This is a genomic window from Bacteroides sp. AF20-13LB (assembly GCF_003603065.1).
GTDB classification, from domain to species: domain Bacteria; phylum Bacteroidota; class Bacteroidia; order Bacteroidales; family Bacteroidaceae; genus Bacteroides; species Bacteroides uniformis.
In genome coordinates, this window is record NZ_QTMH01000014.1 from 91,796 (window position 1) to 115,667 (window position 23,872).

17 protein-coding genes are annotated in these 23,872 nt (G+C 44.2%); 5 read left to right on the plus strand and 12 right to left on the minus strand.

Annotated features, from left to right (window positions below; genetic code table 11):
* The first annotated feature begins 66 nt into the window (after window positions 1-66).
* Window positions 67-228 carry a hypothetical protein gene (locus DWX62_RS17275; RefSeq protein ID WP_243636284.1) on the plus strand — a complete coding sequence of 54 codons (162 nt, stop codon included), beginning with the start codon at window positions 67-69 and terminating at the stop codon, window positions 226-228.
* 90 nt (window positions 229-318) lie between these two features.
* Here the strand turns inward: DWX62_RS17275 and gcvT are convergent, their stop codons facing one another.
* The 3 genes from gcvT to DWX62_RS17290 form a co-directional block, all read right to left on the minus strand.
* Entirely contained in the window at window positions 319-1,407 is a 1,089-nt protein-coding gene (gcvT, locus tag DWX62_RS17280; RefSeq protein ID WP_035449409.1) for a glycine cleavage system aminomethyltransferase GcvT, read from the minus strand.
* Between the two features lie 31 nt (window positions 1,408-1,438).
* Window positions 1,439-2,662 carry a peptidase T gene (gene pepT, locus DWX62_RS17285; protein ID WP_005835942.1) on the minus strand — a complete coding sequence of 408 codons (1,224 nt, stop codon included), beginning with the start codon at window positions 2,660-2,662 and terminating at the stop codon, window positions 1,439-1,441.
* Between the two features lie 203 nt (window positions 2,663-2,865).
* Window positions 2,866-4,278, minus strand: coding sequence for a hypothetical protein (locus DWX62_RS17290; protein WP_005826808.1), 1,413 nt, complete (start codon window positions 4,276-4,278; stop codon window positions 2,866-2,868).
* A 171-nt stretch (window positions 4,279-4,449) separates the two neighbouring features.
* Between DWX62_RS17290 and DWX62_RS17295 the strand changes: the two genes are divergently transcribed.
* Complete coding sequence (locus DWX62_RS17295) at window positions 4,450-5,256, plus strand: helix-turn-helix domain-containing protein (protein ID WP_005826809.1); 807 nt, start codon at window positions 4,450-4,452, stop codon at window positions 5,254-5,256.
* A 3-nt stretch (window positions 5,257-5,259) separates the two neighbouring features.
* Here the strand turns inward: DWX62_RS17295 and DWX62_RS17300 are convergent, their stop codons facing one another.
* The 3 genes from DWX62_RS17300 to DWX62_RS17310 form a co-directional block, all read right to left on the minus strand.
* Window positions 5,260-6,201 (minus strand): EFR1 family ferrodoxin, encoded by a 942-nt coding sequence (locus tag DWX62_RS17300; RefSeq protein WP_117887534.1) that lies wholly within the window; start codon window positions 6,199-6,201, stop codon window positions 5,260-5,262.
* Between the two features lie 205 nt (window positions 6,202-6,406).
* Entirely contained in the window at window positions 6,407-8,569 is a 2,163-nt protein-coding gene (locus tag DWX62_RS17305) for a glycoside hydrolase family 97 protein (protein WP_120173035.1), read from the minus strand.
* Between the two features lie 218 nt (window positions 8,570-8,787).
* Window positions 8,788-9,273, minus strand: a complete 486-nt coding sequence (locus DWX62_RS17310) for a DsbA family protein (protein WP_005835937.1) — start codon at window positions 9,271-9,273, stop codon at window positions 8,788-8,790.
* Window positions 9,274-9,998: 725 nt separating this feature from the next.
* On the opposite strand from DWX62_RS17310, the gene crcB reads away from it, so the two are divergent.
* The 3 genes from crcB to eno all read left to right on the plus strand — a co-directional run bounded on the left by crcB (window position 9,999) and on the right by eno (window position 12,413).
* A complete protein-coding gene (crcB, locus tag DWX62_RS17315) occupies window positions 9,999-10,376 on the plus strand; it encodes a fluoride efflux transporter CrcB (RefSeq protein ID WP_005826820.1) in 378 nt (125 codons plus the stop codon).
* Window positions 10,377-10,389: 13 nt separating this feature from the next.
* Complete coding sequence (locus DWX62_RS17320; protein WP_005826822.1) at window positions 10,390-11,058, plus strand: pentapeptide repeat-containing protein; 669 nt, start codon at window positions 10,390-10,392, stop codon at window positions 11,056-11,058.
* A 65-nt stretch (window positions 11,059-11,123) separates the two neighbouring features.
* Window positions 11,124-12,413, plus strand: coding sequence for a phosphopyruvate hydratase (gene eno, locus DWX62_RS17325; protein WP_005826824.1), 1,290 nt, complete (start codon window positions 11,124-11,126; stop codon window positions 12,411-12,413).
* A gap of 103 nt (window positions 12,414-12,516) precedes the next feature.
* On the opposite strand, the gene bglX is transcribed toward eno, so the two are convergent.
* The 6 genes from bglX to DWX62_RS17355 form a co-directional block, all read right to left on the minus strand.
* Window positions 12,517-14,769, minus strand: coding sequence for a beta-glucosidase BglX (gene bglX / locus DWX62_RS17330; protein WP_120173036.1), 2,253 nt, complete (start codon window positions 14,767-14,769; stop codon window positions 12,517-12,519).
* Between the two features lie 2 nt (window positions 14,770-14,771).
* Window positions 14,772-16,061 (minus strand): glycoside hydrolase family 2 TIM barrel-domain containing protein, encoded by a 1,290-nt coding sequence (locus DWX62_RS17335; RefSeq protein WP_005826831.1) that lies wholly within the window; start codon window positions 16,059-16,061, stop codon window positions 14,772-14,774.
* Between the two features lie 88 nt (window positions 16,062-16,149).
* Entirely contained in the window at window positions 16,150-17,511 is a 1,362-nt protein-coding gene (locus tag DWX62_RS17340) for a family 16 glycosylhydrolase (RefSeq protein WP_005826833.1), read from the minus strand.
* A gap of 138 nt (window positions 17,512-17,649) precedes the next feature.
* Window positions 17,650-19,023, minus strand: a complete 1,374-nt coding sequence (locus DWX62_RS17345; RefSeq protein WP_005826835.1) for a hypothetical protein — start codon at window positions 19,021-19,023, stop codon at window positions 17,650-17,652.
* 31 nt (window positions 19,024-19,054) lie between these two features.
* The gene (locus DWX62_RS17350) at window positions 19,055-20,644 is read right to left on the minus strand and encodes a RagB/SusD family nutrient uptake outer membrane protein (RefSeq protein WP_005826837.1); all 1,590 of its coding nucleotides are present in this window, start codon (window positions 20,642-20,644) and stop codon (window positions 19,055-19,057) included.
* A gap of 18 nt (window positions 20,645-20,662) precedes the next feature.
* Complete coding sequence (locus DWX62_RS17355) at window positions 20,663-23,866, minus strand: TonB-dependent receptor (RefSeq protein WP_005826839.1); 3,204 nt, start codon at window positions 23,864-23,866, stop codon at window positions 20,663-20,665.
* Window positions 23,867-23,872 lie beyond the last annotated feature (6 nt).

The window sequence follows — 23,872 nt, forward strand, 5'->3', positions numbered from 1 at the left end:
CCAGTTTGTTCTACCTCCATAGAACAGTAAACGGGGCGCAAAGATAGGAAAAAAATACTATTATTGATGCGCATGAACAAACAAGCCCAAGCCACCGATATACTGAAAGAATACATCATCTTGCTTTCGGCCTACGAAGGCCAGGGCATAGAAGGAACCGAAAAGGAATGGACCAATAAAGAGATAGGTTGGGCAAACCAAATGCTGGATAGGATAAGCAGAATATAGAGAAAGGAATAACTAAGAATAAAGAATGAAGAATTTGTCATGCGGCATCATTGCGCAGCCAAATTCTTCATTCTCAGTCATTTATTCAAACTACTGTTTGCGGAACGGCGGCTTCACAACCACAGCTTTCAGCTTACGTCCCCGCATGTCAATGCAGATTTCCGTACCGACCTTGCTGTATTCGGGCCTGATATACCCCATTCCGATACCAATCTTGCGGGTAGGCGACATAGTTCCGGAGGTAACCACACCGATGGCAGTACCGTCTGTACTATACAGCTCGTAACCATGACGGGGGATACCGCGGTCTATCATTTCAAATCCCACCAACTTACGGGTAGTGCCTTCCGCTTTCTGTTTTTCCAGCATCGGGCGATTGGTGAAGTTCTTTCCCTCCACAAACTTGGTAATCCATCCTAAACCCGCTTCAATGGGCGAAGTGGTGTCATCCAAATCATTGCCATACAAACAGAAGCCCATTTCCAGACGAAGCGTATCGCGCGCACCCAGACCAACTGGCTTAATGCCGAACTCCGCGCCTGCCTCGAACACGGCATCCCAAATCTTCATGGCAGCCTCCGGATAGAAGTAAAGCTCAAAACCACCCGCACCGGTATATCCGGTATTGGAGATAATGACATCCTTTTCTCCGGCAAACTCACCGTGGGTAAAAGTATAGTAAGGAAGGTCGGAAAGATTAATGGAAGTCAGCTTCTGCAAAGCCTGAATAGCCTTCGGTCCTTGCACAGCAAGCTGTGCCATGTGCTCGGAAGCATTTTCCAATTCAGCGCCTTCCGTGTTATGAGACACACACCAGTTCCAGTCTTTCTCAATGTTCGACGCATTCACGACAAGCAGGTATTTCTCCGGCTCATAATGATAGACCAGAAGGTCGTCCACAATGCCTCCATTTTCATTTGGGAAGCAGGTATACTGTACTTTCCCCGGTGTGAGGGCAGCTACGTTATTGGAAGTCACTTTCTGCAGAAAGTCCAAAGCATGGGGACCTTTCACCCAAAATTCTCCCATGTGTGAGACGTCGAATACACCGACACCCTGACATACTGTAAGATGCTCGTCAATGATGCCGGAATACTCGATAGGCATATTATATCCCGCAAACTCGTGCATCTTGGCACCCAGCGAGATGTGTTTTTCGGTAAACGGAGTGGTTTTCATGGAACTATTAGAGTTATGAGTTATGAATTATCTATTTGCTTGCTACGAGCTCGGCAATCTTGACGATGACGTTCATGGCTTTCTCCATGTTCTGGATAGGCACGAACTCATAGCGGCCGTGGAAGTTCAAGCCACCGGCAAAGATATTGGGACAAGGCAGGCCCTTGAAAGAGAGCTGGGCGCCGTCCGTACCTCCGCGAATGGCTTTTACACGAGGCTCTACACCTACTGCCTTCATGGCGGCAAAAGCGGTGTCGATGATATGCATCACCGGTTCAATCTGCTCGCGCATATTATAGTATTGGTCGCGAAGTTCCAGAGTAGCGGTACCCGGACCGTATTCTTCATTGATTTTTGCCACAAGACGTTCCATCTCCTTCTTGCGCTCTTCAAAGCGGGTGCGGTCGTGGTCACGGATAATGTAAGAGACTGTTGTCTGCTCCACCTCGCCGGTAATGCCTATCAGATGATAGAAACCTTCGTAACCTTCGGTATGCTCCGGAGCCTCGTCAGCCGGAAGCATGGACATGAAACGGTTGGCAACGCGGATAGAGTTAATCATCTTATTCTTGGCATAGCCCGGATGCACATTCCGTCCCTTGAAGCTTATCTTGGCAGAGGCCGCATTGAAGTTCTCGAATTCAAGTTCACCCACTTCTCCGCCATCCATGGTATAGGCCCATTCGCAACCGAACTGCGCTACATTGAACTTATGGGCGCCCAAACCGATTTCCTCATCCGGATTAAAGCCGATACGAATTTTACCGTGCTTGATTTCGGGGTGCTCCTTCAGATATACCACCGCCGATACAATTTCGGCAATACCGGCTTTATCATCGGCACCAAGCAAGGTCTTGCCGTCGGTCACAATCAAATCTTCCCCTTGATGGTCGAGCAGTTCGGGGAACTGGGCAGGAGAAAGAACCACATTCTCTTCGGCGCAAAGAACAATGTCCTTACCGTCATAATTCTGCACGATACGCGGAGAAACATTCTTGCCACTCATATCGGGGCTTGTATCCATGTGGGCAATAAAGCCGATGACGGGCAACGGCTTGTCTGTATTGGCAGGAAGAGTGGCGAACAGATAACCATTTTCGTCCAACGTGATTTCTTCCAGACCCAAAGATTCCAATTCTTCTTTCAGATACCGGGCAAACACCATTTGCCCCGGAGTACTCGGAGTAATCTCAGTCTCTTCACTGGACTGAGTATCGAAGCTTACGTACTTTAAAAAACGTTCTACTAAAGTCATGATGAATAATGATTAGTGATTAATGGTTAGTGATTAATGGTCAGTGATTAGTAATTGGCGAAAAGCATTATCCGAATGGCATTAATCATTAATCATTAATCACTAATCATTAACCACTATTTTGTGCTGTAAAGATAAAAAAAGGGGCGTGAACTGCCAAGCAATTCACGCCCCTTTTTTATTTCTTAAGGACAAAATGTCAATCAAAAATGGCTGCTACCATCAAAACAATGCGTACATATCTTACACTTAGGCAATCCGATAGCTTCAACCAGAGTTTCCAACGTATTGAACTTCAAGGATGAAAGTCCGAAACGCTCGCGGATAACGTCCACCATCTTTTCGTATTCGGGTGAGCCGGTAGTGGCATACTTATCGAGATTCTTATTCTCGTCACCCTCCAGCTCCTTGATGACACGACGGGTAATCAGTTCCATGTCGCTTTTGGAAGCCGTGAATCCTACAAACGGGCAGCTATATATCAATGGAGGACAAGCAATCCGGATATGCACCTCCTTGGCACCATACTCATACAGCACCTTCACATTGTCGTGCAACTGAGTCCCCCGGACAATAGAGTCATCACAGAACAGCAGACGCTTACCCTCGAGCATGGCACGATTGGGAATCAGCTTCATCTTTGCCACCAGCGAACGCAATTCCTGCTTGCTGGGAGTAAAACTACGAGGCCAAGTCGGAGTATATTTGGAAATGGCACGATGATAAGGAACTCCTTTACCTTCGGCATACCCAAGCGCCATACCTACACCCGAATCAGGAATGCCGCAGGCACAATCCACCTCTGACTTATCTGTCTGTGCCATCTTGAAACCGGAGGCAAAACGCACTTCCTCCACATTCTTACCTTCGTAGCAGGAAGTGGGGAAACCGTAATATACCCATAGGAAGGAACAAATCTGCATTCCCTCATCAGGCTTGCGCATCTGTTCCACACCATCGGCACGCAGGCGAACAATCTCTCCGGGTCCCAAATAACGGTCTATCTCATAACCAAGATTCGGAAAGCTGCTCGACTCACTTGTGGCGGCATACGCTCCGTCTTTCTTGCCAATCACAATCGGAGTACGTCCCCAGCGGTCGCGAGCGGCAATGATGCCGTCTTCCGTCAATAACAGCATGGAGCAGGAACCTTTGATATGCTTATACACATTTTCAATTCCTTCGACAAATGTCTTTCCTTGTATAATAAGGAGGGCGATAAGTTCCGTCTGATTGGTTTTGCCCGAACTGAGTTCGGCGAAGTGCATGTTTTGGGCCAACAGTTTTGTTTCCAGTTCTTGCAGATTTACTATTTTGGCTACCGTTACAATGGCAAAGCGACCAAGGTGGGAGTTGAGGATAAGGGGTTGAGGGTCTGTATCGCTGATGATTCCTATTCCGGAATTTCCTTTGAACTTGTCCAGTTCATCCTCAAACTTCGTGCGGAAATAAGTGCTTTCCAGATTGTGAATGGAACGGGTAAACTGCTCCGTTTCTGCATCGTATGTAGCCAACCCACCACGTTTTGTCCCTAAATGTGAATTATAATCTGTGCCGTAAAACAAATCCGCCACACAGCTTGTTGCCTTGGCGACTGTTCCGAAAAAACCTCCCATAAGTTCTGTTTTGTTATTGGTTTCTAAAATTAACGGATGCAAAGGTATGAAGAATTTGCGAAATTCGGGCAGATTTGAAATGAATAAAAAAGGCAATATATTTCTTGCCCACAATAGAAGTTATATTATTGGAAACATATACTTTTGTGATCGAAACCAAACAACTGTATAATGGGAGAAACCGCAAATATTATAATAGCCGATACTCTTCAAGGTCTGGGGACGGACGCATACAGTGGCTATCTTGCACACGCCCTCTGTCTGTCAGGAATCTGCCGATTGAAGTACAATGGAGAGGAGCGCGAGCTACGTGCCGGCGACCTGATGATTGTCCGCAAAGGAAAACTGGTAGAGAAAATTCAACCTTCAGAAGATTTTCGCGTAAAGGTCATCTATATCGCATCGGGCTTTGTGGTGCTGAGTACACCACAGAACAACTACGGCATGAAAGGGCAACTTTCCCTATTTCTCAATCCTATCATGTCCCTGACTACCGAACAGCAAGAGCTATGTCTCCGGGATTTTGAACAAGTGGAATACAGACTCCGGAATACAGACCATCATTTCCATCGCGATATGCTTATCGCCTCCACACAGATGTTGATACTCGACTTCTTCGATTTCCACTCCCATCTATATGGCGAGGACAATATCTCTGTACAAAATGCTTCCATCATGAGCCGTTTCCTCAACATGCTGGAGAACGGAACTTTCCGCGAGCATCGTGAAGTGACCTATTATGCCGACTGCCTATGTGTCACCTCCAAATATCTTTCGGAAGTTTCCAAGAAAGTAAGCGGTTATACAGCAAACTACTGGATAAACCGTTATACCACACTCGACATCTCGCGTTTGCTGCGCGACAAATCACTAACGTTCGTCCGTATTTCCGATATGTTCGGTTTTTCCTCTCCTGCTTATTTTAGCCGTTACGTACAACAACATCTGGGTGTAAATCCGACAAAATACAGAGGTTAATGATTATAGTTTTTGATTGTTTGCCCGTTTCAGATCTATTAGCGAAATATGCTCATTACGATAGCGGGCATTGGGGTTCTTCTCCGTTCCGTCAGGAAAAGAGCCATCTTCCTGCTTTATGAACTGAATAGCCTTCTGCGGACAATTCTGTATGCAGGCAAAACAGAACTCGCAGTCACCGGACGTCTTCACTCCTCTCGACGTCAGCTCATAGTTGCCGCGCGGACAAACGTAGGTACAGATGCCACAGTCAATACAAGCATCGGTCACGGTAAAGAACTTCTCGCTTTTCATCAGGAAGCCCACCTCGGGGTCGAGTCCACTCCGCTGCATAAAACCTTGGTGCTGTTGCCGTTCCTCCTCCGTCACCGGTTCGTGCCAATGCTGCCGACTGTTGATATCTGCCGTTATCTTCTGCAAGTTCTCGGGGATGTGCTTGTCTATCTTGAGTTGCTCGTTCATGTCGAAGTTGGGTAGCCAGTTATCCACCATGATGATAGTGCTGATATAGTCGAACGCATTGTCAGCTTTACGGGATATACGGTCCCAAATCTCTACCGCATCGCACTTCCTTGCACCATAGGTGAGGACAGCAAACTTGTATTCTGCCTTCAGTTTTGCTTTCTGAATGAACTGCCGTACCATATAGGGAGGCATATGACCGTAGATGGGATAAACGATGCCGATTTCATCTGCCTCAAATTCATACTTCCCCCGTTTCACCATCTGAGGGATACTCAACAATTCTGCGTTCTCTCCAGCCAACTGACGGGCGATGTAAAGACTGTTACCCGTTCCGGTAAAATAAAAGATGATACGCTTACTCCTTTTTGTTTCGCAGGATGCCAACGAGAGTAGGCCGGAAGATGCGATAGCACTGCTCATCACGGCAAATCCCATACGCTTTAAAGCCTCCCGACGACTGATTTTCTTATCCGTATTCATATCTCTGATTTTTAATGATTATGCAATCTGTTATCTGAGTGCAAAAATAAAGGTTTCCCCAAAGAACGAACTTACCAAAAACTCGGGTCTTGATGCTATTTTTACGGTATAAGAATGAGCTTACCCTAACACAAAAAAAGCCCCGCAAAGATTGGACTTCTGCGGGGCCTCACTAATGCCTAATAAAAACTCTTTCTACCCTAAATTATCTCCACTTCTTCACAGCTTTCTTGTCAGCCGGAGTCGCTTCAATCAAGCTCAATGCAAAACCACCGCTACGCGCTTCCTTCACGGACATTTTGGTCTTGCTGGTTACGATACCCTTCTTTATCTGATAAGAAGTAGGGTTCTCCTTGTAATCAGCATCTTTACCGTCGGCATAGAGAGTGGCTACGTATTGCTTGCCCGGTTCAAGGAAGTCGAGCGTAAAGTTGGCTGTACGTGCATTCTCGTCTGTAATACCTCCAACAAACCAGTTGCCGGTTCCTTTTGCCTTACGGGCCACGGTAATGTAATCACCCGGTTCTGCTTCAATGTACTTGCTGTCGTCCCAGTCTACTGCCACATCCTTGATGAATTGGAAAGCATCCATGTGCTTTTCGTAGTTCTCAACCAAGTCGGCAGCCATCTGCAACGGGCTGTATAAAGTTACATACAGAGCGAGTTGCTTAGCAAGTGTAGTCTGCACTTGTCCGTGGGGCAAATCGCCCATAAAGTCAAGTTTGGTATCGAAGATACCCGGTGTGTAATCCATCGGACCGCCAATCAAGCGGTTGAATGGAAGCAATGTGGTATGGAACGGTTTGCTACCGCCGAATGCCTCATATTCAGTTCCTCGTGCAGATTCGTTGCCAATCAAGTTAGGATAAGTACGGCACAAACCGGTAGGGCGTACAGCTTCGTGCGCATTTACACAAATTTTGTAGTCGGCTGCCTTCTTCACGGCATAGAGGTAGTGGTTGTTCAGCCATTGCCCATAATGATGTTCACCACGGGGAATCATATTACCTACATATCCGCTCTTCACGGCATTGTAGCCATTATCCACCATAAACTGATAGGCCTTGTCCATGTGACGTTCGTAGTTGCGCACCGAACCGGATGTCTCATGATGCATCATCAGCTTCACGCCTTTGCTCTTGGCATATTCATTCAGCATCTTCACGTCGAAATCGGGATAAGGGGTCACAAAATCGAATACATAATCCTTGGATTTGCCAAACCAGTCTTCCCAGCCTTCATTCCAGCCTTCTACCAATACTTGGTCCAGACCGTGCTCGGCTGCGAAGTCGATGTACTTTTTTACATTTTCGTTAGTGGCACCGTGACGGCCATTGGGCTTCATTTTGGAGTAGTCCACTTCACCCAGTTTGATGGAGGGAAGGTCGTCTGTATATGCCCAGGTGCTCTTACCTACAATCATTTCCCACCATACACCTACGTATTTCACGGGCTTAATCCAGGAAACGTCCTCGTAAGCACAAGGTTCGTTCAAGTTCAGCGTGATTTTAGAGGCAAGGATGTCACGAGCATCGTCGCTTACGATAACCGTACGCCACGGTGACGTGCAGGGAGCTTGCAGATAACCTTTATCGCCTACTGCATCGGGAGTAAGCCAAGATTCAAAAACAAAATTCTTATCATCCAGATTCAAGTGCATGCAAGAGTAATCCACCAAAGCAGCCTCGTGCAAGTTGATGTACAAACCATCAGCAGTCTTCATCTGCAAAGAAGTCTGAACACCGGTGGGCGAAAACGGGGTTTGTGAAGAGTTAGGCGTAATGGCCCCTTTCATCAACCCGCGAATTTCAGAAAGTTTGGATTCTGTGTAATCATATTCCTGCGTATCGTAGTCGCCCGGAATCCAGAAGGCTGTATGGTCGCCAGTCATGGCAAACTGAGTACGCTCCTCCTTAATCACGAAATAGTTCAAGTTCTTCTGCAAAGGGAACTCATAACGGAAGCCCATACCATCGTCGAACAAACGGAAGCGGATAATGATGTTCCTATCCTGCGCCTTTTGGTTGAGCGTCACAGCCAGCTCATTGTAGTGGTTACGGATTTGCTTTACTTCACCCCATACCGGTTCCCAAGTCTCGTCGAAAGTGGAAGTCTTTGCATCCGCCAGCGTGAAGCCATTCATCAGACCGGGGTCGTTCTTCAGTTCGAGTCCTAATTTGGAAGGGTTAATCACCGGCTTTCCTTTGTAAGAAAGTTCGTAAACGGGTTCGCCTTGCGCATTTACCGAAAAATTCAATTGAAGTTGTCCGTTGGGAGAGGTAATACTCTCTGCCATTGCTACGCCGCTCACCAACAAAACGAGCAGGAAGCAGGCTAATTTTGTACAGATTGCTTTCATGTTTCTCATGCTATATTTATAAAATTATGTTCCAGATGCAAATATAGGCAGGAAAGAAATACACTCTGACGCAATTAAACTAGAATGATAGATGATTTATCGGCAAACGTTTGCATGAAAACCAACTTCCCTTGAACAATATCCTGCCTACAAACAAAATAGAAGGAGAAGTATCGCTACGAAAACTTCGCCCTCCATATTTTTACAACTTTAATCGTGCACTGGAATTATCCCAGAGGATTTTCACCTTGGTCCCCGTCATTGCCTCCCGAAGGATTGGAGTTATCCCCTCCACCATTGCTACTTCCATCCGTATAGTCCGTATCGGGAACCACCATCTTGGTGACGCTCATATTGCCCAACATTTGACTAAAAGCTTTCCCCGGAAAAAACAGAATACGTTTACGGACAATGTTACTGGCCGAAACGCCAGCCTCCGTATCAGCACTCTTCCCTACAAAAGAAGGGCGGAACAATCCGAAATCACCTAAACGAACAGTCTTTCCATCGTCTATTTCTTCCGACATGATGTCCACCAGTCCTGCAGCCACTAAGTCCACCGTCTTTCTGTGAATACCAAGAATACGGCTCACTTTGGCACACAACTTATCAAAATCCAATTCACCCGCTCCTACGGATTTAGCTACATACTTTACATTTTTGTCCTTGTCAAAACCAAAGATTCTCTTTGCCACTACATACTGAAGTCCCATAATTTTTAATGTTTTAGAAAGTTAATATAATAATGTAATAAATAGGCCGAAGCCTTTTCCTCTCTTTCAAGAAGTGGAGATCCATCGTGAGGCCTCAACGATAAACTTTCATTCTCTTGAATTCGATGTTGCAAAGTTAGGGTGTGAATGACGGGAATACAAGGAAATGACATCTACAACCAATTTCGTTAAAACTCTAAAAAACAACAAATTAAGAACAACCCTTCTCTACAAGTGAAGAAAGAAAGGCAGGAAGAGAATGAGAAGGAATGGATACAATCTCTACAGCCAATGAAAATAAATCGCTGATTATCAAGACAAGGTTCTAGAGAGGTCTCTACAATATGGCATTTGAACGGTTAAGACCTCAATTTCAAGAGTGGCTCAAGTTTCACTAGTTATTACCGTATCCAAAAATACAGACAAACCAGTCATCCTTCCAAAGCCCCTTCTACTCGTTTACTAAAATCTCCCGGACATTTTACTAAATCTCCGGCAACGATTTACTAAATCTTCCTCCAAGATTTAGTAAATCGCTTCTGCCCCATCACGAACTATCCGGAACCAAGATTGGCAATCACTCATATCAAATATCAAAATTATATACATCCCACCAATAACTACTTCCCCCAGTACAGAATCGCTTTATGAAATTTCGGGCTATGATTTACTGAAATTCCTTTGTCTTCACTACCTTTGCAGCCAAAACCAACCCCAGAAAACCTATGACTAGATTACTGATAGCTATATTCCTTGGCGGCGGTACCGGCAGCGTACTGCGCTACTGCGTGCAGATGATGCTCCACGAGCGCATAGTCCCCTACTCTTTCCCATGGGCTACATTCACAGTCAATATCCTCGGAAGTTTCCTCATCGGGCTATTCTATACCTTATCCGCCCGTTTCAACCTTTCTACTGAGGTACGGCTGTTGCTGACTACCGGTCTGTGCGGAGGATTCACCACCTTCTCCACTTTCAGCAATGACGGACTGATTCTGATAAAGCAAGAATTCTACGGAATGTTTGCCTTATATACCTTATTAAGTATCACATTAGGAGTCCTGGCAGCCTTCGCCGGCGGCGCCTTCGGACGCTGTATATAACCCAAACACCCCTATGAAACCCAGCAAGCCTTTTGTCATGCCTCCCGTACGCATCATCCCTCCTACCTTAGAGGGACAAAGTGAAAGTTCCAAATCATTGGAAGAATGGCTGAATACGGAAGAAACTGTCAGAGACCTTCACTTCGGTAAACGGACAGAGGAACACATGGAGTATTCCTACAAAAGCATCACCAACTGTACTTTCAGTCATATCCAATTCAGCGCCTGCAAACTGAAATCCTGCCATTTCACTGATGTACGTTTTGAACATTGCGACCTTTCCAACATCTCATTTGCCGAAAGTTCTCTGTTCAGAGTGGAATTCATATCCTGCAAACTGGTGGGAACCAATCTGCCGGAAACAATATTGAACCATCTGACAATGAAGGACTGCAATGCCAGATACCTCAATCTTTCCATGAGTAAAATCAATCAAGCCCGCTTCACCTCTTGTGACTTGCGCAACAGCGACGTCAACAACTGCAAACTTGCCTCCATCGCCTTTGAAAACTGTGAGCTGGTAGAATCCGAGTTTTCACACACCCCTCTAAGAGGAATCGACTTGAGCGACTCGCACATAGGAGGTATACGCCTCAACCTGCCCGACATACGGGGAGCCATCGTCAATACTTCCCAAGCCATGGAGTTGACTGCTCTTTTAGGCATTACAATAAAGGATTAAAAACGAAAAACAATTCCTTGTTTTCATTTGTTAGTAAGATAGTTTATAATTAAAATTGACTGAATATGAAAATAGAGAAGATTATCGGACGTGAAATCCTCGATTCAAGAGGTAACCCAACTGTAGAAGTAGACGTAACCTTGGAATCCGGCTTCATAGGCCGTGCATCTGTCCCGTCAGGAGCATCCACGGGAGAACACGAAGCATTGGAACTGCGTGACGGTGACAAAAAACGTTACGGAGGCAAAGGTGTCCTGAAAGCCGTGGACAATATCAATAATATCATTGCTCCCAAGCTCATCGGTATGTCCGCCCTCAACCAGATGGGTATCGACCATGCCATGCTTGCACTGGACGGAACCAAAACGAAAGCCAATCTGGGTGCCAATGCCATCCTCGGCGTATCTCTTGCTGTAGCCAAGGCTGCCGCCGCTTACCTTGACATCCCACTCTACCGATATATCGGTGGTACAAATACCTATGTGATGCCTGTACCGATGATGAACATCATCAACGGCGGTTCGCATAGTGACGCTCCCATTGCTTTCCAGGAATTCATGATACGCCCCGTAGGTGCCACTTCCTTCCGCGAAGGTTTGCGTATGGGTGCCGAAGTGTTCCACGCACTGAAGAAAGTCCTGAAAGACCGTGGCCTCAGCACAGCAGTAGGCGATGAAGGAGGTTTTGCTCCTAATCTGGAGGGTACAGAAGATGCCTTGAACTCCATCATTGCCGCCATCAAGGCTGCCGGATACGAACCGGGCAAAGATGTAATGATTGCCATGGACTGCGCTTCTTCCGAGTTCTACCATGATGGCATCTACGATTATACCAAATTCGAAGGTGAAAAAGGCAAGAAACGTACTGCCGACGAACAGATTGACTATCTGGAAGAGTTAATCAACAAGTATCCCATCGACTCTATCGAAGACGGCATGAGCGAGAACGACTGGGACGGCTGGAAAAAACTGACCGACCGTATCGGCAACCGTTGCCAGTTGGTAGGAGACGATTTGTTCGTCACCAATGTGGACTTCCTTGCAATGGGCATCGAAAAAGGCTGTGCCAACTCCATATTGATTAAAGTAAACCAGATAGGTTCGCTGACCGAAACACTGAATGCCATCGAAATGGCACACCGCCACGGATATACTACCGTAACTTCCCATCGTTCCGGTGAAACGGAAGATGCGACTATCGCAGACATAGCCGTAGCTACCAACAGCGGACAAATCAAGACCGGTTCGCTGAGCCGCTCAGACCGTATGGCAAAGTACAACCAACTGCTTCGCATCGAAGAAGAACTGGGAAGCAATGCGGTGTATGGATATAAGAAAGTTATAAGTAATAAGTAATAAGTGATGAGTTATTTGCCGGAAGGCGGGGCTTATAAAGAAGAAAGCAGAAGGGGCGAACCGTCACGGTCCGCCCCTTCTCTTTTTAACCTTAAATCAACAATCAATCTACTACCTTAAAGAAAACTTCTTCTCCACTTTGGCTATCCGGTGCCACCCAAAGAGCAAAGTCTCCGGCTTCCACCGTCTTCACCATATCTATATTCCAGAAAGCAAGTTCACTTATCGGAAGTTCAAACGATACATTTTTCTTCTCACCCGGCTTCAATGTGACGCGAGCAAAGCGTTTCAGCTCTTTCACCGGACGGGTCACCGAAGCAAACTTGTCCTGCACGTAAAGCTGGGCTACCTCGGTACCTTCATACTTTCCGGTATTCTCAAGGTCGAAAGTCACAGTCAGCACATCTTCCTTCTTCAGATTGGCTGACGAGAGTTTCACATTATCATATTTGAACGTCGTATACGACAGACCGTAGCCAAAAGGATACAGCGGATCGAAACCTGCATCCATATAGAAAGAAGTACATCCCAACGAAGTCTGCCCCGCTTCCAACGGAATGTCATTCAGCAAAACCTCATTCCGCGTAGCCGGACGTCCGGAACTGTTATGAGCATAATAAACCGGTATCTGTCCTACCATCTTCGGGAAAGTCACCGGAGTCTTGCCACTTGGCACAGCCTTACCCCACAGCAAGTCGGCCAATGCCGGTCCTCCCATGGTTCCGGGATGGAACGAATAAAGTACAGCTGACGAGAGTTCGACTTCCTTTCCTATGGTCAACGGACGCCCTGCCATTACGACAGTAACCACCGGTTTTCCTGTTTTCGCCAAAGCGGCAATCAGTTCGCTTTGCGCACCTTGCAGGTTCAGGTCGGCCAGGCAATGCGCCTCTCCAGAAAGAATAGCCTCTTCGCCTACAAACGCCAAAATAACATCAGCACGTGCAGCGGCAGCAGCGGCTTTGGCAACACCTGCCATATTCTTGTCACGGCTATAAGTCAGACCCGGCTCGTATATCACCTGCACTTTGTCCCCCACCAGTTCCTTGATAGCCTTCAACGGTATCACGGTTTTTGTCTTGTCACCATCAAATATCCAGGTACCCAATTGGTCATAAGGTGCATTTGCCATCGGACCTACCACAGCAACCGTCTTTACCGAAGATTGCAAAGGCAATGTCTCCTTTTCGTTCTTCAACAAGATGGCCGATTCCACAGCAGCTTGCTTGGCAGCCTCCAGATGAGAAGGAGCATAAAGTTCCTCTATCCGTTTCTCATCCACATAAGGATTATCAAACAGTCCCAACCGGAATTTGATACGCAGAATATTCCGCACGGCATCGTCTATAGCAGACTTCTTGACCTTACCTTCTTTTATCAATTCCGGCAATTCCTTGACAAACGTATAGCTGACCATCTCCATATCCACACCAGCATTCACCGCCTTCATTGCTGCCTCTTTAGAATCGGCAGCAAAGCCATGTGCCATCATTTCGGCTACCGAAGCCCAGTCTGACACTACTATTCCATCAAATCCCCATTCACCACGAAGCACATCTTTCAAAATAAAAGTGTTTCCGGTAGACGGTGCTCCGTCATTGTCATTAAACGAAGTCATGAAAGTGGCTGCCCCTGCCTTGGCCACAGCTTCAAAAGGAGGAAGGTATACATCCCTCAAACGACGCTCCGGAATGAAAGTGGAATTATAATCACGCCCGCCCTCGGCAGCACCATAACCTACAAAATGTTTAGGACATGCGGCTATGGAAGTCGGACTGTTCAGCGAATCTCCCTGGAAACCTTCAACCATAGCAACACCCATCACTGAAGTCAAATAAGTATCTTCGCCACATCCTTCGGCCATACGCCCCCAACGGGGATCGCGAGCCACATCTATCATCGGCGCAAATGTCCAGCGGATACCCACGGCAGAAGCCTCCACAGCCGCTACCCGTGCACCATCCTTAGCCACCTGCGGGTTGAAAGATGCCGCTTGTCCCAAGGGAATAGGGAATATGGTCTTGAAACCATGGATTACATCACGCGCCATCAGCAAGGGGATGCCCAAGCGGGACTCCTCCATTGCCACACGCTGCAAGGCATTGACACGCACCGGATCTACTTCATTCAGGATAGACCCGACTTCACCTTTCTTTATCAATCCGCTCATATCCTCTATGTTGCCATAAGAAGAAATCTGGTTCATCTGCCCTATCTTTTCCTCCAATGTCATACTGGACAACAGCGTTTCTATTTTCTGCTCGATGACTGCGTCATTTTTTGTATCCTGCACTTGAGTACAAGATATAAAAGGAAGCAGCAATAAACAAGCAGAGAGCATTTTCATTGTTTTCATCTTTAATCTATTACTTGAAATGGAATATTTGCTGTTGAGACAAAGCCCGTATTATCAAGTACATATACGTACAAACGATATTCCCCGGGAACTTTAATCATAGTCTCATACACATTCTTGTCTGACACGGCCACGTCACCCATTCTTTCCGGACGTGGCTCATAAGAACCTCCAAAACCCAAGACTGTAGCCTCTTTCAGTACTTCCCACACATAAGCCAAAGAATCGTTCTCCTTATCTGTGACGGAAACCTCCGCCTTAAATAAAGTACCTGCTTTGATACGGACATTATCAATGGCACTTTTACCATCGATAGTCATGCCCCGAACTATCGGAGCCGTTTCATCCAATTCCTTGCCGGTCCACACTCTTTGCATGGCCTCCACCATAGGAGTTTTCTCTCCTTTCAATGGCAGTGAATCCACCTTATCCTCTACAAACATACTGAACCAAGTAGGCGTACGTTCTTCTTTTTGTCCCCACAAGAATACAAAAGAGCCCAAGCAACGGGTATTGGCAGAAATATATTGCGTATAACGCTCTTCGTATACCTGCCGTTTTTCTTCACTGGTCTGCTCTATGGGTGCCTTCCACTCGGTTGACGCTGTTTCCCACCAACCGGTCGGTCCCCACTCGGTAATCATAAATGCACCCTTGTAGTCCGACCGGTCAACAACAGCCTGCACCTCTCCCATCGGACCATATACATTGATGCCCACATAATCGAGAGACGGAGCATACTTTGCCACAGAGTCCAATGCCGACGGATTGTAGGAAATCACTGTCGAAACCAGATGACGCTTGTCTATCGACTTAATCAGCTGTGCCAGTTCTTCCACAAAATTCCATGCGGCAGCTATATTAGCATTTCCCAACTCAATTTCATTGCCAATACCCCAAGCCAGCAAACTCGTATCATTCTTGAACGTTTCTGCCAACAAGCGGACTTCTTCGCGCATCTTGTTCTTATATTCATCATCGTAATAGCGTATAGAGTCTTTGGTCATGCCTATTCCCTGCATTACGTACATGTTGTGCTCCGAAGCCAATGCCAGGTTTTTCTTTATCTCCTCCACATTACCTCCCCAGGTTCTGAAGGCATTGGCACCACTCTGGGCGGCAATGTCCAACCGATATGTGCCGCCTACGCCTTTAATATAGGTTTCTCTTCCGTCAATGGAAAGTTTATAACCGTCTGCCGCTTTCTCTATTACAATACCGTCTAGAGAAGAAGGAGAACAGGCAGACAACAAAACTAAACAGATAAAAATAAATATTTTTTCTTTTTTCATTATCAATTGTCCTAAAGCATAAGGTATTTATGTTATAAATAAAAAACATTCAGCCTTCATATTTAAATAAAATTTAAATATGAAGGCTCTATTTTTTCTGAAACACGCGTACATAGTCCACCTTCATCGTTACAGGAAGAGCAGACTCATCCACACCGTTCATTCCACCCCAATCACCGCCCCAAGCCAGATTCAGAATGGGATAGAAAGCATAATGGAAAGGCCATTGATTATGACCAGCTCCCAATTGTTGCTTGGTAACAGCCAACTGTACCTTGCCATCCACGTATGTAGTGATGGCATCTTCTGTCCACTCTAAAGCATAGAGATGAAATTCTCCTTCTGCCTGTTCTATAGTCATGGCATGTGTTTTCTGCGTACCTATAGTATGATTATAATCTTGCGTATGGATAGACGAAGAGACTTCGTTGGGTACGACTCCCACTTCCTCCATAATGTCTATTTCACCACACATGGGCCATGGGTTAGTATTCCAGTCATTACCAACTGGCATCATCCAAAAAGCCGGCCACGTCCCCTTGCCTTCAGGCAACATGATACGTGCTTCAAAATAGCCATATTCCCAACCAGTATTCACTTTAGCATACACACGACCAGAGTAAATTTTACCATCGGAGCCTTTGAAACAATTAATATTCAACTTACCGTCCACAAGTTCTGTCACACGCTTTCCGTCAGCAGAACCATTGACGTAATTTTGAAGTTCATTATTTACCCACCCTGCTCCTTGAACCTCGTGTGTCCAATCATTGCCAAGAGATGTGCCCTCATTAAATTCATCATGCCAAACCAACCGATACCCCTCAGGAGTATTGATATCCAGATCTTCAGCCGATTCTTGAATAACTGTTACCGTTACTTTCTCTGCACCAGCCACAACCTCAACTGTACCCGTACGGGAAATCTTTGCATCATTAGCTAAAGTGGTCACAACAATTTCCCCACTATTTTTTTCTGCGCTAATCCAACTATCATTGGATTTCACATTCCATTCGCCAGAAGCAATAACAGATAAGACAAAAGATTCTCCTATAGAATTAGAATACAACTCAGTCTGTGACACTGATAAAGGAGCCGCTTGCGTAAGAGGAATAGATACACGAGTAGCACCAGATTTAACCACCACCGTACCAGTACGAGAAGTAGTACCCGTATGAGCACTGACTATAACTGTCGCTGTGCCTTGGCTAGAAGAAGAACCCATTACATTTACTTTGACCCATGAACTGCAATCATCAGAGGCAAAAGCTGTCCACTCTTTACCAGAACAAACCACATTCACCACATATTGGCTAGCTTGTGCAACAGCCTCTATCTTTTCAGGAGAACATTTAATGGTAACATCCTCGGATTGCGGTTCCTTGTCATCGCTACTGCCACAAGCAATCAACGAAAACAAAAGAATAGATAATAGACAATAGTATTTCATATATATATATATTTTACAACATAAGTAGAGAAAAAGGGAAAGGATGAAACTCCAGCAATTGCCAAGATAACCCACATCCTTCCCCCTTTTTATTATTCACTGCTTTTAGCAGACCAATATTCTATCTAATACTAGCCATCAATCTCTATGAGTCTGGAAAATAATATCTTTAATAGTCACTTTTGTGTCAGCAGGATTTCCACCAAAATCCAAGACTAAAGATATAGCATGCATATCTTTAGGCGCCTTTTTATTTGCAACCCAAAATTTATTATCTTCATTACCCAACAAATCCGTCTGTTCTGCAAAGAAGAAGTTATCATCATGTTTGACATCAGGTTCATCAGTCTGAACCAGTTTTACTGTTACCCCCTTCAAATCAGTACTAGGATTTAGAGTGACACAGAAATCATAGGCAGTTTCTGTATCGGCTGACAAATCTGTAACAAACGAGAACTGGTTCTGCCATTGTGCTTCAGTAGCATCAGGGAAAGTGAGTGTATAAGCATTTCCATCCACCACTAAATCTGGATTAGGTCTAGCACTCCAATCCGGGTTTGCATAGAAGAAAGTATTGGTAAAGGTTGCCCCGTTCCAAAGATTGTCTTCACTATCCACCTTCACCCAAGAAGGTTCAGGCTCTTGTACTTCAGGAATTTCCGTACCGTCATCATTAGCATGGTCTTTCAAGACAAAGCTTTCCAAAGTAATATCCGTATTAGCTTCATTACCACCAAAATCAAGTGCAAACTTCAAATCGGTAATATTCACACCGGGTACGTTACTGAACCATATACACTTAGGCTCATTAGCATCTAAAGCCACACGCTGCATATTGATAAACGTATTGTCATCACCTTTCTGCTGTACTTTAACCGTCACGCCCGGATGTTTGGTAGTAGAAGTGATTATCACCGAAAAATCATAGGTTTTATCCACTGACAAAGCAATTACCTTATCCAATTCCACATGCATCTGAGCTTGCCACTGATCGGTAGTAGCTTCCGGTAAGGAAACAACAAATGCACCATTCTGATAAGTATATTTTGGATCTGCAATCTGCCCCCATCCTGGAGCATAGTAGAAAGATGCCACATTGAAAGTTACTCCCTTAAACATGTTAAATTCACTATCTTCCACAAAACCACCAAAACCGTTCATAATAGTCTTCTCTATTTCAAAGGTTTTGGTTATCGAACCATCACTAATGCCATTTGCGTTCTTTACTTTACATTCTACTGTATATGAACCTTTTTTACGATAATATTTGGAAAAACCATATGAGGCTTGATAAGCGCCGTCAATTATCCAAATAGGAGACACTCCAGGAGCAGAAGTAAATTCAAAGTTTGCATAATTGGTTGTCTGATCTACAGTAACTTTAAAGTTATCAGTATAATCCGATGCTTGTGGGATATTGCCATTGGCTCCCGTAAAATCTTCAGGCGAACATGAAGTCATTGCAAAACCAGCAACCAACACGCCTGCCATATATTTAAATATATTTTTCATATCAATTATTTATTAATGGAGTTATGGTAAACTATTTATAAGCATTCTGAACCAAAGCCGGATCGGAATCCAACTCTCCTTGTGCAATAGGAATGTATTTCTTCTTGGCAGTCCAAGAATTAGTACGGTAACCATATTCATCGGGGACCAGTGCAGTAGTAGCCTTATTGCTGGCTGATGCTCCACTGATTCCTTCAGCACGTACCAAATCAAAATAACGCTTGCCTTCACCTACAAATTCCAAACGACGTTCTGTAAGTACATCGTCAACCGTAACGTTTGCAAGTCCAGCCAAACCGGCACGGGTGCGAACTTCGTTCAACCATGTCTTAGCCTCACCTGTACCACTTCCACCTGTACGAAGAGAAAGTTCTGCAGCATTTAGTAATGTCTCAGCATAACGATAATAACGATAATTGTTATTATAGTTCAAATTCTGGTCACCGGAAGACTGCTTGAAGTTCTTATCATACGGACGATATTTTTGTAACCAAATATGAGTATCTTGATAACGTTTCGTATATTCTACATCTTCGGCAATCACCCAGCAAGTTGCATCACGACGTTTGTCTTGTTCACTAAACATTTGATAAGTTTCAAGACGCATGGGCATAAATCCCCAGCCATCATTACCCTTTGACCAACCATCATCACCTGGGAAAGAGTTAGGAGAAATCAGAGTAGGAAGCACTGTACCACCAACAGCTAACGGACTTCCCCAGCCACGTTCGTTATTAGTTTGCTCATAATTAATTTCCCAGATAGATTCGTCACACCATTCACCTTCCGTTTCCCAGATGTTGGCAAAACTAGGATTCAATCTAAAGCTAGGACTATCAATAAGCTCCTTCATATAACCTAAAGCTTTTGAGAAACGACTTTCATCATTCTGATACATTACCATTTCAGCATATACCATATAAGCCATAGCTTGAGTGACACGTCCCAACTGACCTTCGTCGTCAACTTCTTTACCTTCTTTGATTGTTTTATAATATTTCAAAGGTAACACCTTAGAGTCAATTACAGCTTCAAGTTCTGCGATCAACTCAGCATAAACCTGATCGGCAGTATATTGCGGAGCCGTATAAGGAGGTTCGGAAAGATTCTCCAAATAGAAAGGTACATTACCAAAATAATGCCACAACATATTATAATAGAAAACACGTAGTAAACGGGCTTGCATCTCATAGAGTTTACGATTGGCCTCAGTAACATCAGTACCCCAATCAAGATATTTCAGTAAGTCATTACAACGTTTGATGCCAGAATAATCCACAGTCCAAAGAGAGCCAAGTGTATTATTTTCATTAGCTTCATAATTAAATAACATATGCCAATTCTGCATATCGGTCTTGGTTGCACCACCTACCCAAAAATTATCGCCCATAATTTCACCGTCAATATTCAAGGCATTGTACTGTCCCAATCCCCAATCTGGCCAATGGAGAGGGTCATAGGCGGCAATCAGAGCTTCCTGAATATGCTCATCCGTAGTATAATAATCTTCCAATGGTTCACCTGTCGGATTTTCCACCTCAAGAAAACTGTCACTGCAACCGGTAGTCAACACTGTAGCGGCAGCAAGTAAGCCTATTGCTAATATTTTATTTGTTTTCATATAGTTCTTATTTTTAGATTAGAAAGAAACATTTACACCTACTGTATATGTGCGAGCCTGCGGATAAATACCACGGTCAACACCAAGAGAAGTTGCACCTGAAGAAATTTCAGGATCAAATCCCCAATATTTGGTCCAAGTCACAAGATTTTCAGCTTGCACATACACACGCAGACGTTCAATAGTAAGTTTGCGAGTAAGAGTCTTAGGCAATGTATATCCCAAAGTAATATTCTTAAGACGAAGATATGAACCATCACAAACATAAAGATCAGATACCATCCAGTTCGTTGCATTACCGACAGCCAGACGAGGATACTTATTAGAAGTACCTTCACCAGTCCAACGTCCCAACATCCAAGAAGGATAGTTACCAGAAGCAACATCTGTACGATAAGTGCCATCAAACACATCAGCACCAGCTACACCTTGGAAGAAAATATTAAAATCAAAGCCTTTCCAATCAGCATTAAGATTCAAACCATAAGTCCAATCCGGAGTACCATTACCAATGTTAGTACGGTCATCTGCCGAGATGCTACCATCACCATTTACATCCACAAAACGTGTATCACCAGGAACCGCATCCGGCATAATCATTTTACCATCTTTATTGACATAAGCACGAACTTCATCCATATTCTGGAAAACACCGTCAGTCTTGTAACCATAGAAATAGGGGAAAGGTTGTCCGTTAGAACCGCGTGTACCACCACCAGAGAATCCTTGAATACCATCTAAATCCATATAGCCAGTATCATTTCCCAAGTTCTTCAATTCATTTTTAAGATAAGTAGCATTTCCCTTTACTGCAAATTTAGCATCAGCAATATTCCATTTATAGCCAAGTTCAAACTCAAAACCACTATTTTCCATATCACCTACGTTACCAAGAGGTTTAGTTTCACCTACATAACTCGGGATAGGCATCGTAATAATCATGCCATTGGTTTTCTTTATGTAATAGTCAGCACTGAATGTTAAAGCATTATTAAAGAATCCCAAATCAATACCTAAGTCAGTTTGCTCACTCTCTTCCCATTTCAAATCAGGATTTGCCAAACGTTGTGCTTTAGAACCGTTCCATTTGATGGCATCTTTACCCAAAAGGACATTGTTACCCATGGCCGTCAATGAAGTATAACCAAATTCGGCTATGTTATCATTACCATTCTTACCCCAACTGGCACGAACCTTTAAGTTAGACAACCATTCTCGCGTATCAGCCATAAACTCTTCATTTGTCACATTCCATCCCACAGATACTGAAGGGAACGTACCATATTTATTATTAATACCAAAACGACTTGAACCATCACGACGGATTGTAGCCTGAATCATATAGCGTTCATTATAGTTATAACTCAAACGAGCAAACATAGACGACATTCTATGTTCTGTATAAGGACCTCCATAAACGCCATACTGAACTGTAGCACCAGTAATATTACCATCTGCATCCTTTGTATATTCAACATTCCCTGTAGCATAATCAATAGAAGGTTTATTAGGATTCACCAGATTCCAACGGTTACCACCAAGTTGATCTCCCTTATATTTAAGAGCAGACTGTCCTAATACAACACCAAATGTATGTTTGCCGATAGTTTTGTCATAAGTTAATGTGTTTTCAATCTGCCATGTCACATTCTGTGCCTTGAATGAAGATGCATTAGTATGTGTTGCCTTATTATTAGCTGAGAGATAATACTTGCTCTTAGTAGCCCCTTCATTACCCCAAAATCCCATATCAGCACTATAATTGAAGTGATACTTCAAATTATCCCACAATTGAAGATCAATAGAAAACTTTGGAACAAACTTATGCGACCAATTCTTTGTAGGAGTCAATGTCATCATAGCCAGCGGATTATTCATTTCCTGATAAGCTCCTCCATAGCCAGGTACTGTATAAGGATCACCATTTGCATCACGAGGCAAATCAAAATCTTTATAAGTTTCAATCATCTTTTCAGCTGCATCACCAGTCAATGTAGGGGTCAAAATAGGAGACAGATAAAGAGCCGATCCCAAAATTGAACCGAATTCAGAGTTAGTACCAACACCTGTTGAATGCGTACGCATATAAGCCAAATTTACACCTAAATCCAATTTATTAAGGAAACCGCGTTCTTTAGATGCATCAATTAGATTATATTGAGTATTGGAACGAATAGTCAAACGGTCATAATTAGAATGTCCGTGATTACCACCAACAATACCATCTTGTGAATAATACCCCAAAGACAAATAATAATTTACTTTTTCCGATGCACCACTAACTGTCACATCATGATTCACTACCGGAGCATTGTCATAGAAAACAAGATCTTGCCAATCAGTGCCAAATCCTTTGATAGAATTTCCATTAGCATCAATCAAATTATAAGGATCTGCATAAATTGGAGCCTGACCACCATTCACATTGGCTTCATTCTGAAGGATAGCATAGTCTGTCGCACTAGTCACATCACGTCTCTTCCATGCACTCTGCCAGCCATAAGAAAAATTGTAATTAATTTGTGCCTTACCCATCTTACCTTTTTTGGTAGTTACTAGAATAACGCCATTAGCAGCACGCGCACCATAGATAGCACCAGAAGCAGCATCTTTCAACACTTCGATAGACTCGATATCATTAGGATTTACAAAATCAAGACCACCCCCAATAGGCATACCGTCTACAATGTAGAGCGGATCACTATTGTTGATAGTACCAATACCACGTACACGTACACGAGGAGAATCACCCGGCTGACCAGAAGCTGAAGTTACATCCACACCTGCAGCCAAACCTTTCAATGCATTATCCATACGCACCGGAGATTTGTTTTCCAAATCCTCACTACTAACTTTGGCAATAGATGCTGTTACCACACTTTTTTTCTGAACACCATACCCCACCACTACTACTTCGTCCAGCGTTTCTGAATCTTCCTGAAGAACTATTTTCAAGGAATTTTTTCCATTTACCGCTACTTCTTGCGACTTAAAACCAATATAGGTAATAGAAAGTGTTGCGTCGGCAGGAACCGACAATGTAAAATTACCGTCCAAATCAGTAATTCCACCATTGGTAGTTCCTTTAACTACCACATTTACTCCAGGCAACGGTTCATTATCCGAACCGCTTACCACTGTACCTTTTACCTGTATATTTTGGGCATATACAGAAGCCAAGGTAAAGCTTAACAGAAATAAAACTGATAATAACTTTTTCATAAGTTT

Coding starts and splice junctions, on each gene's coding strand:
- DWX62_RS17275 (WP_243636284.1), top strand. CDS start 67: ATGCGCATGAACAAACAAGCCCAAGCCACCGATATACTGAAAGAATAC.
- gcvT (WP_035449409.1), bottom strand. CDS start 1,407: ATGAAAACCACTCCGTTTACCGAAAAACACATCTCGCTGGGTGCCAAG.
- pepT (WP_005835942.1), bottom strand. CDS start 2,662: ATGACTTTAGTAGAACGTTTTTTAAAGTACGTAAGCTTCGATACTCAG.
- DWX62_RS17290 (WP_005826808.1), bottom strand. CDS start 4,278: ATGGGAGGTTTTTTCGGAACAGTCGCCAAGGCAACAAGCTGTGTGGCG.
- DWX62_RS17295 (WP_005826809.1), top strand. CDS start 4,450: ATGGGAGAAACCGCAAATATTATAATAGCCGATACTCTTCAAGGTCTG.
- DWX62_RS17300 (WP_117887534.1), bottom strand. CDS start 6,201: ATGAATACGGATAAGAAAATCAGTCGTCGGGAGGCTTTAAAGCGTATG.
- DWX62_RS17305 (WP_120173035.1), bottom strand. CDS start 8,569: ATGAGAAACATGAAAGCAATCTGTACAAAATTAGCCTGCTTCCTGCTC.
- DWX62_RS17310 (WP_005835937.1), bottom strand. CDS start 9,273: ATGGGACTTCAGTATGTAGTGGCAAAGAGAATCTTTGGTTTTGACAAG.
- crcB (WP_005826820.1), top strand. CDS start 9,999: ATGACTAGATTACTGATAGCTATATTCCTTGGCGGCGGTACCGGCAGC.
- DWX62_RS17320 (WP_005826822.1), top strand. CDS start 10,390: ATGAAACCCAGCAAGCCTTTTGTCATGCCTCCCGTACGCATCATCCCT.
- eno (WP_005826824.1), top strand. CDS start 11,124: ATGAAAATAGAGAAGATTATCGGACGTGAAATCCTCGATTCAAGAGGT.
- bglX (WP_120173036.1), bottom strand. CDS start 14,769: ATGAAAACAATGAAAATGCTCTCTGCTTGTTTATTGCTGCTTCCTTTT.
- DWX62_RS17335 (WP_005826831.1), bottom strand. CDS start 16,061: ATGAAAAAAGAAAAAATATTTATTTTTATCTGTTTAGTTTTGTTGTCT.
- DWX62_RS17340 (WP_005826833.1), bottom strand. CDS start 17,511: ATGAAATACTATTGTCTATTATCTATTCTTTTGTTTTCGTTGATTGCT.
- DWX62_RS17345 (WP_005826835.1), bottom strand. CDS start 19,023: ATGAAAAATATATTTAAATATATGGCAGGCGTGTTGGTTGCTGGTTTT.
- DWX62_RS17350 (WP_005826837.1), bottom strand. CDS start 20,644: ATGAAAACAAATAAAATATTAGCAATAGGCTTACTTGCTGCCGCTACA.
- DWX62_RS17355 (WP_005826839.1), bottom strand. CDS start 23,866: ATGAAAAAGTTATTATCAGTTTTATTTCTGTTAAGCTTTACCTTGGCT.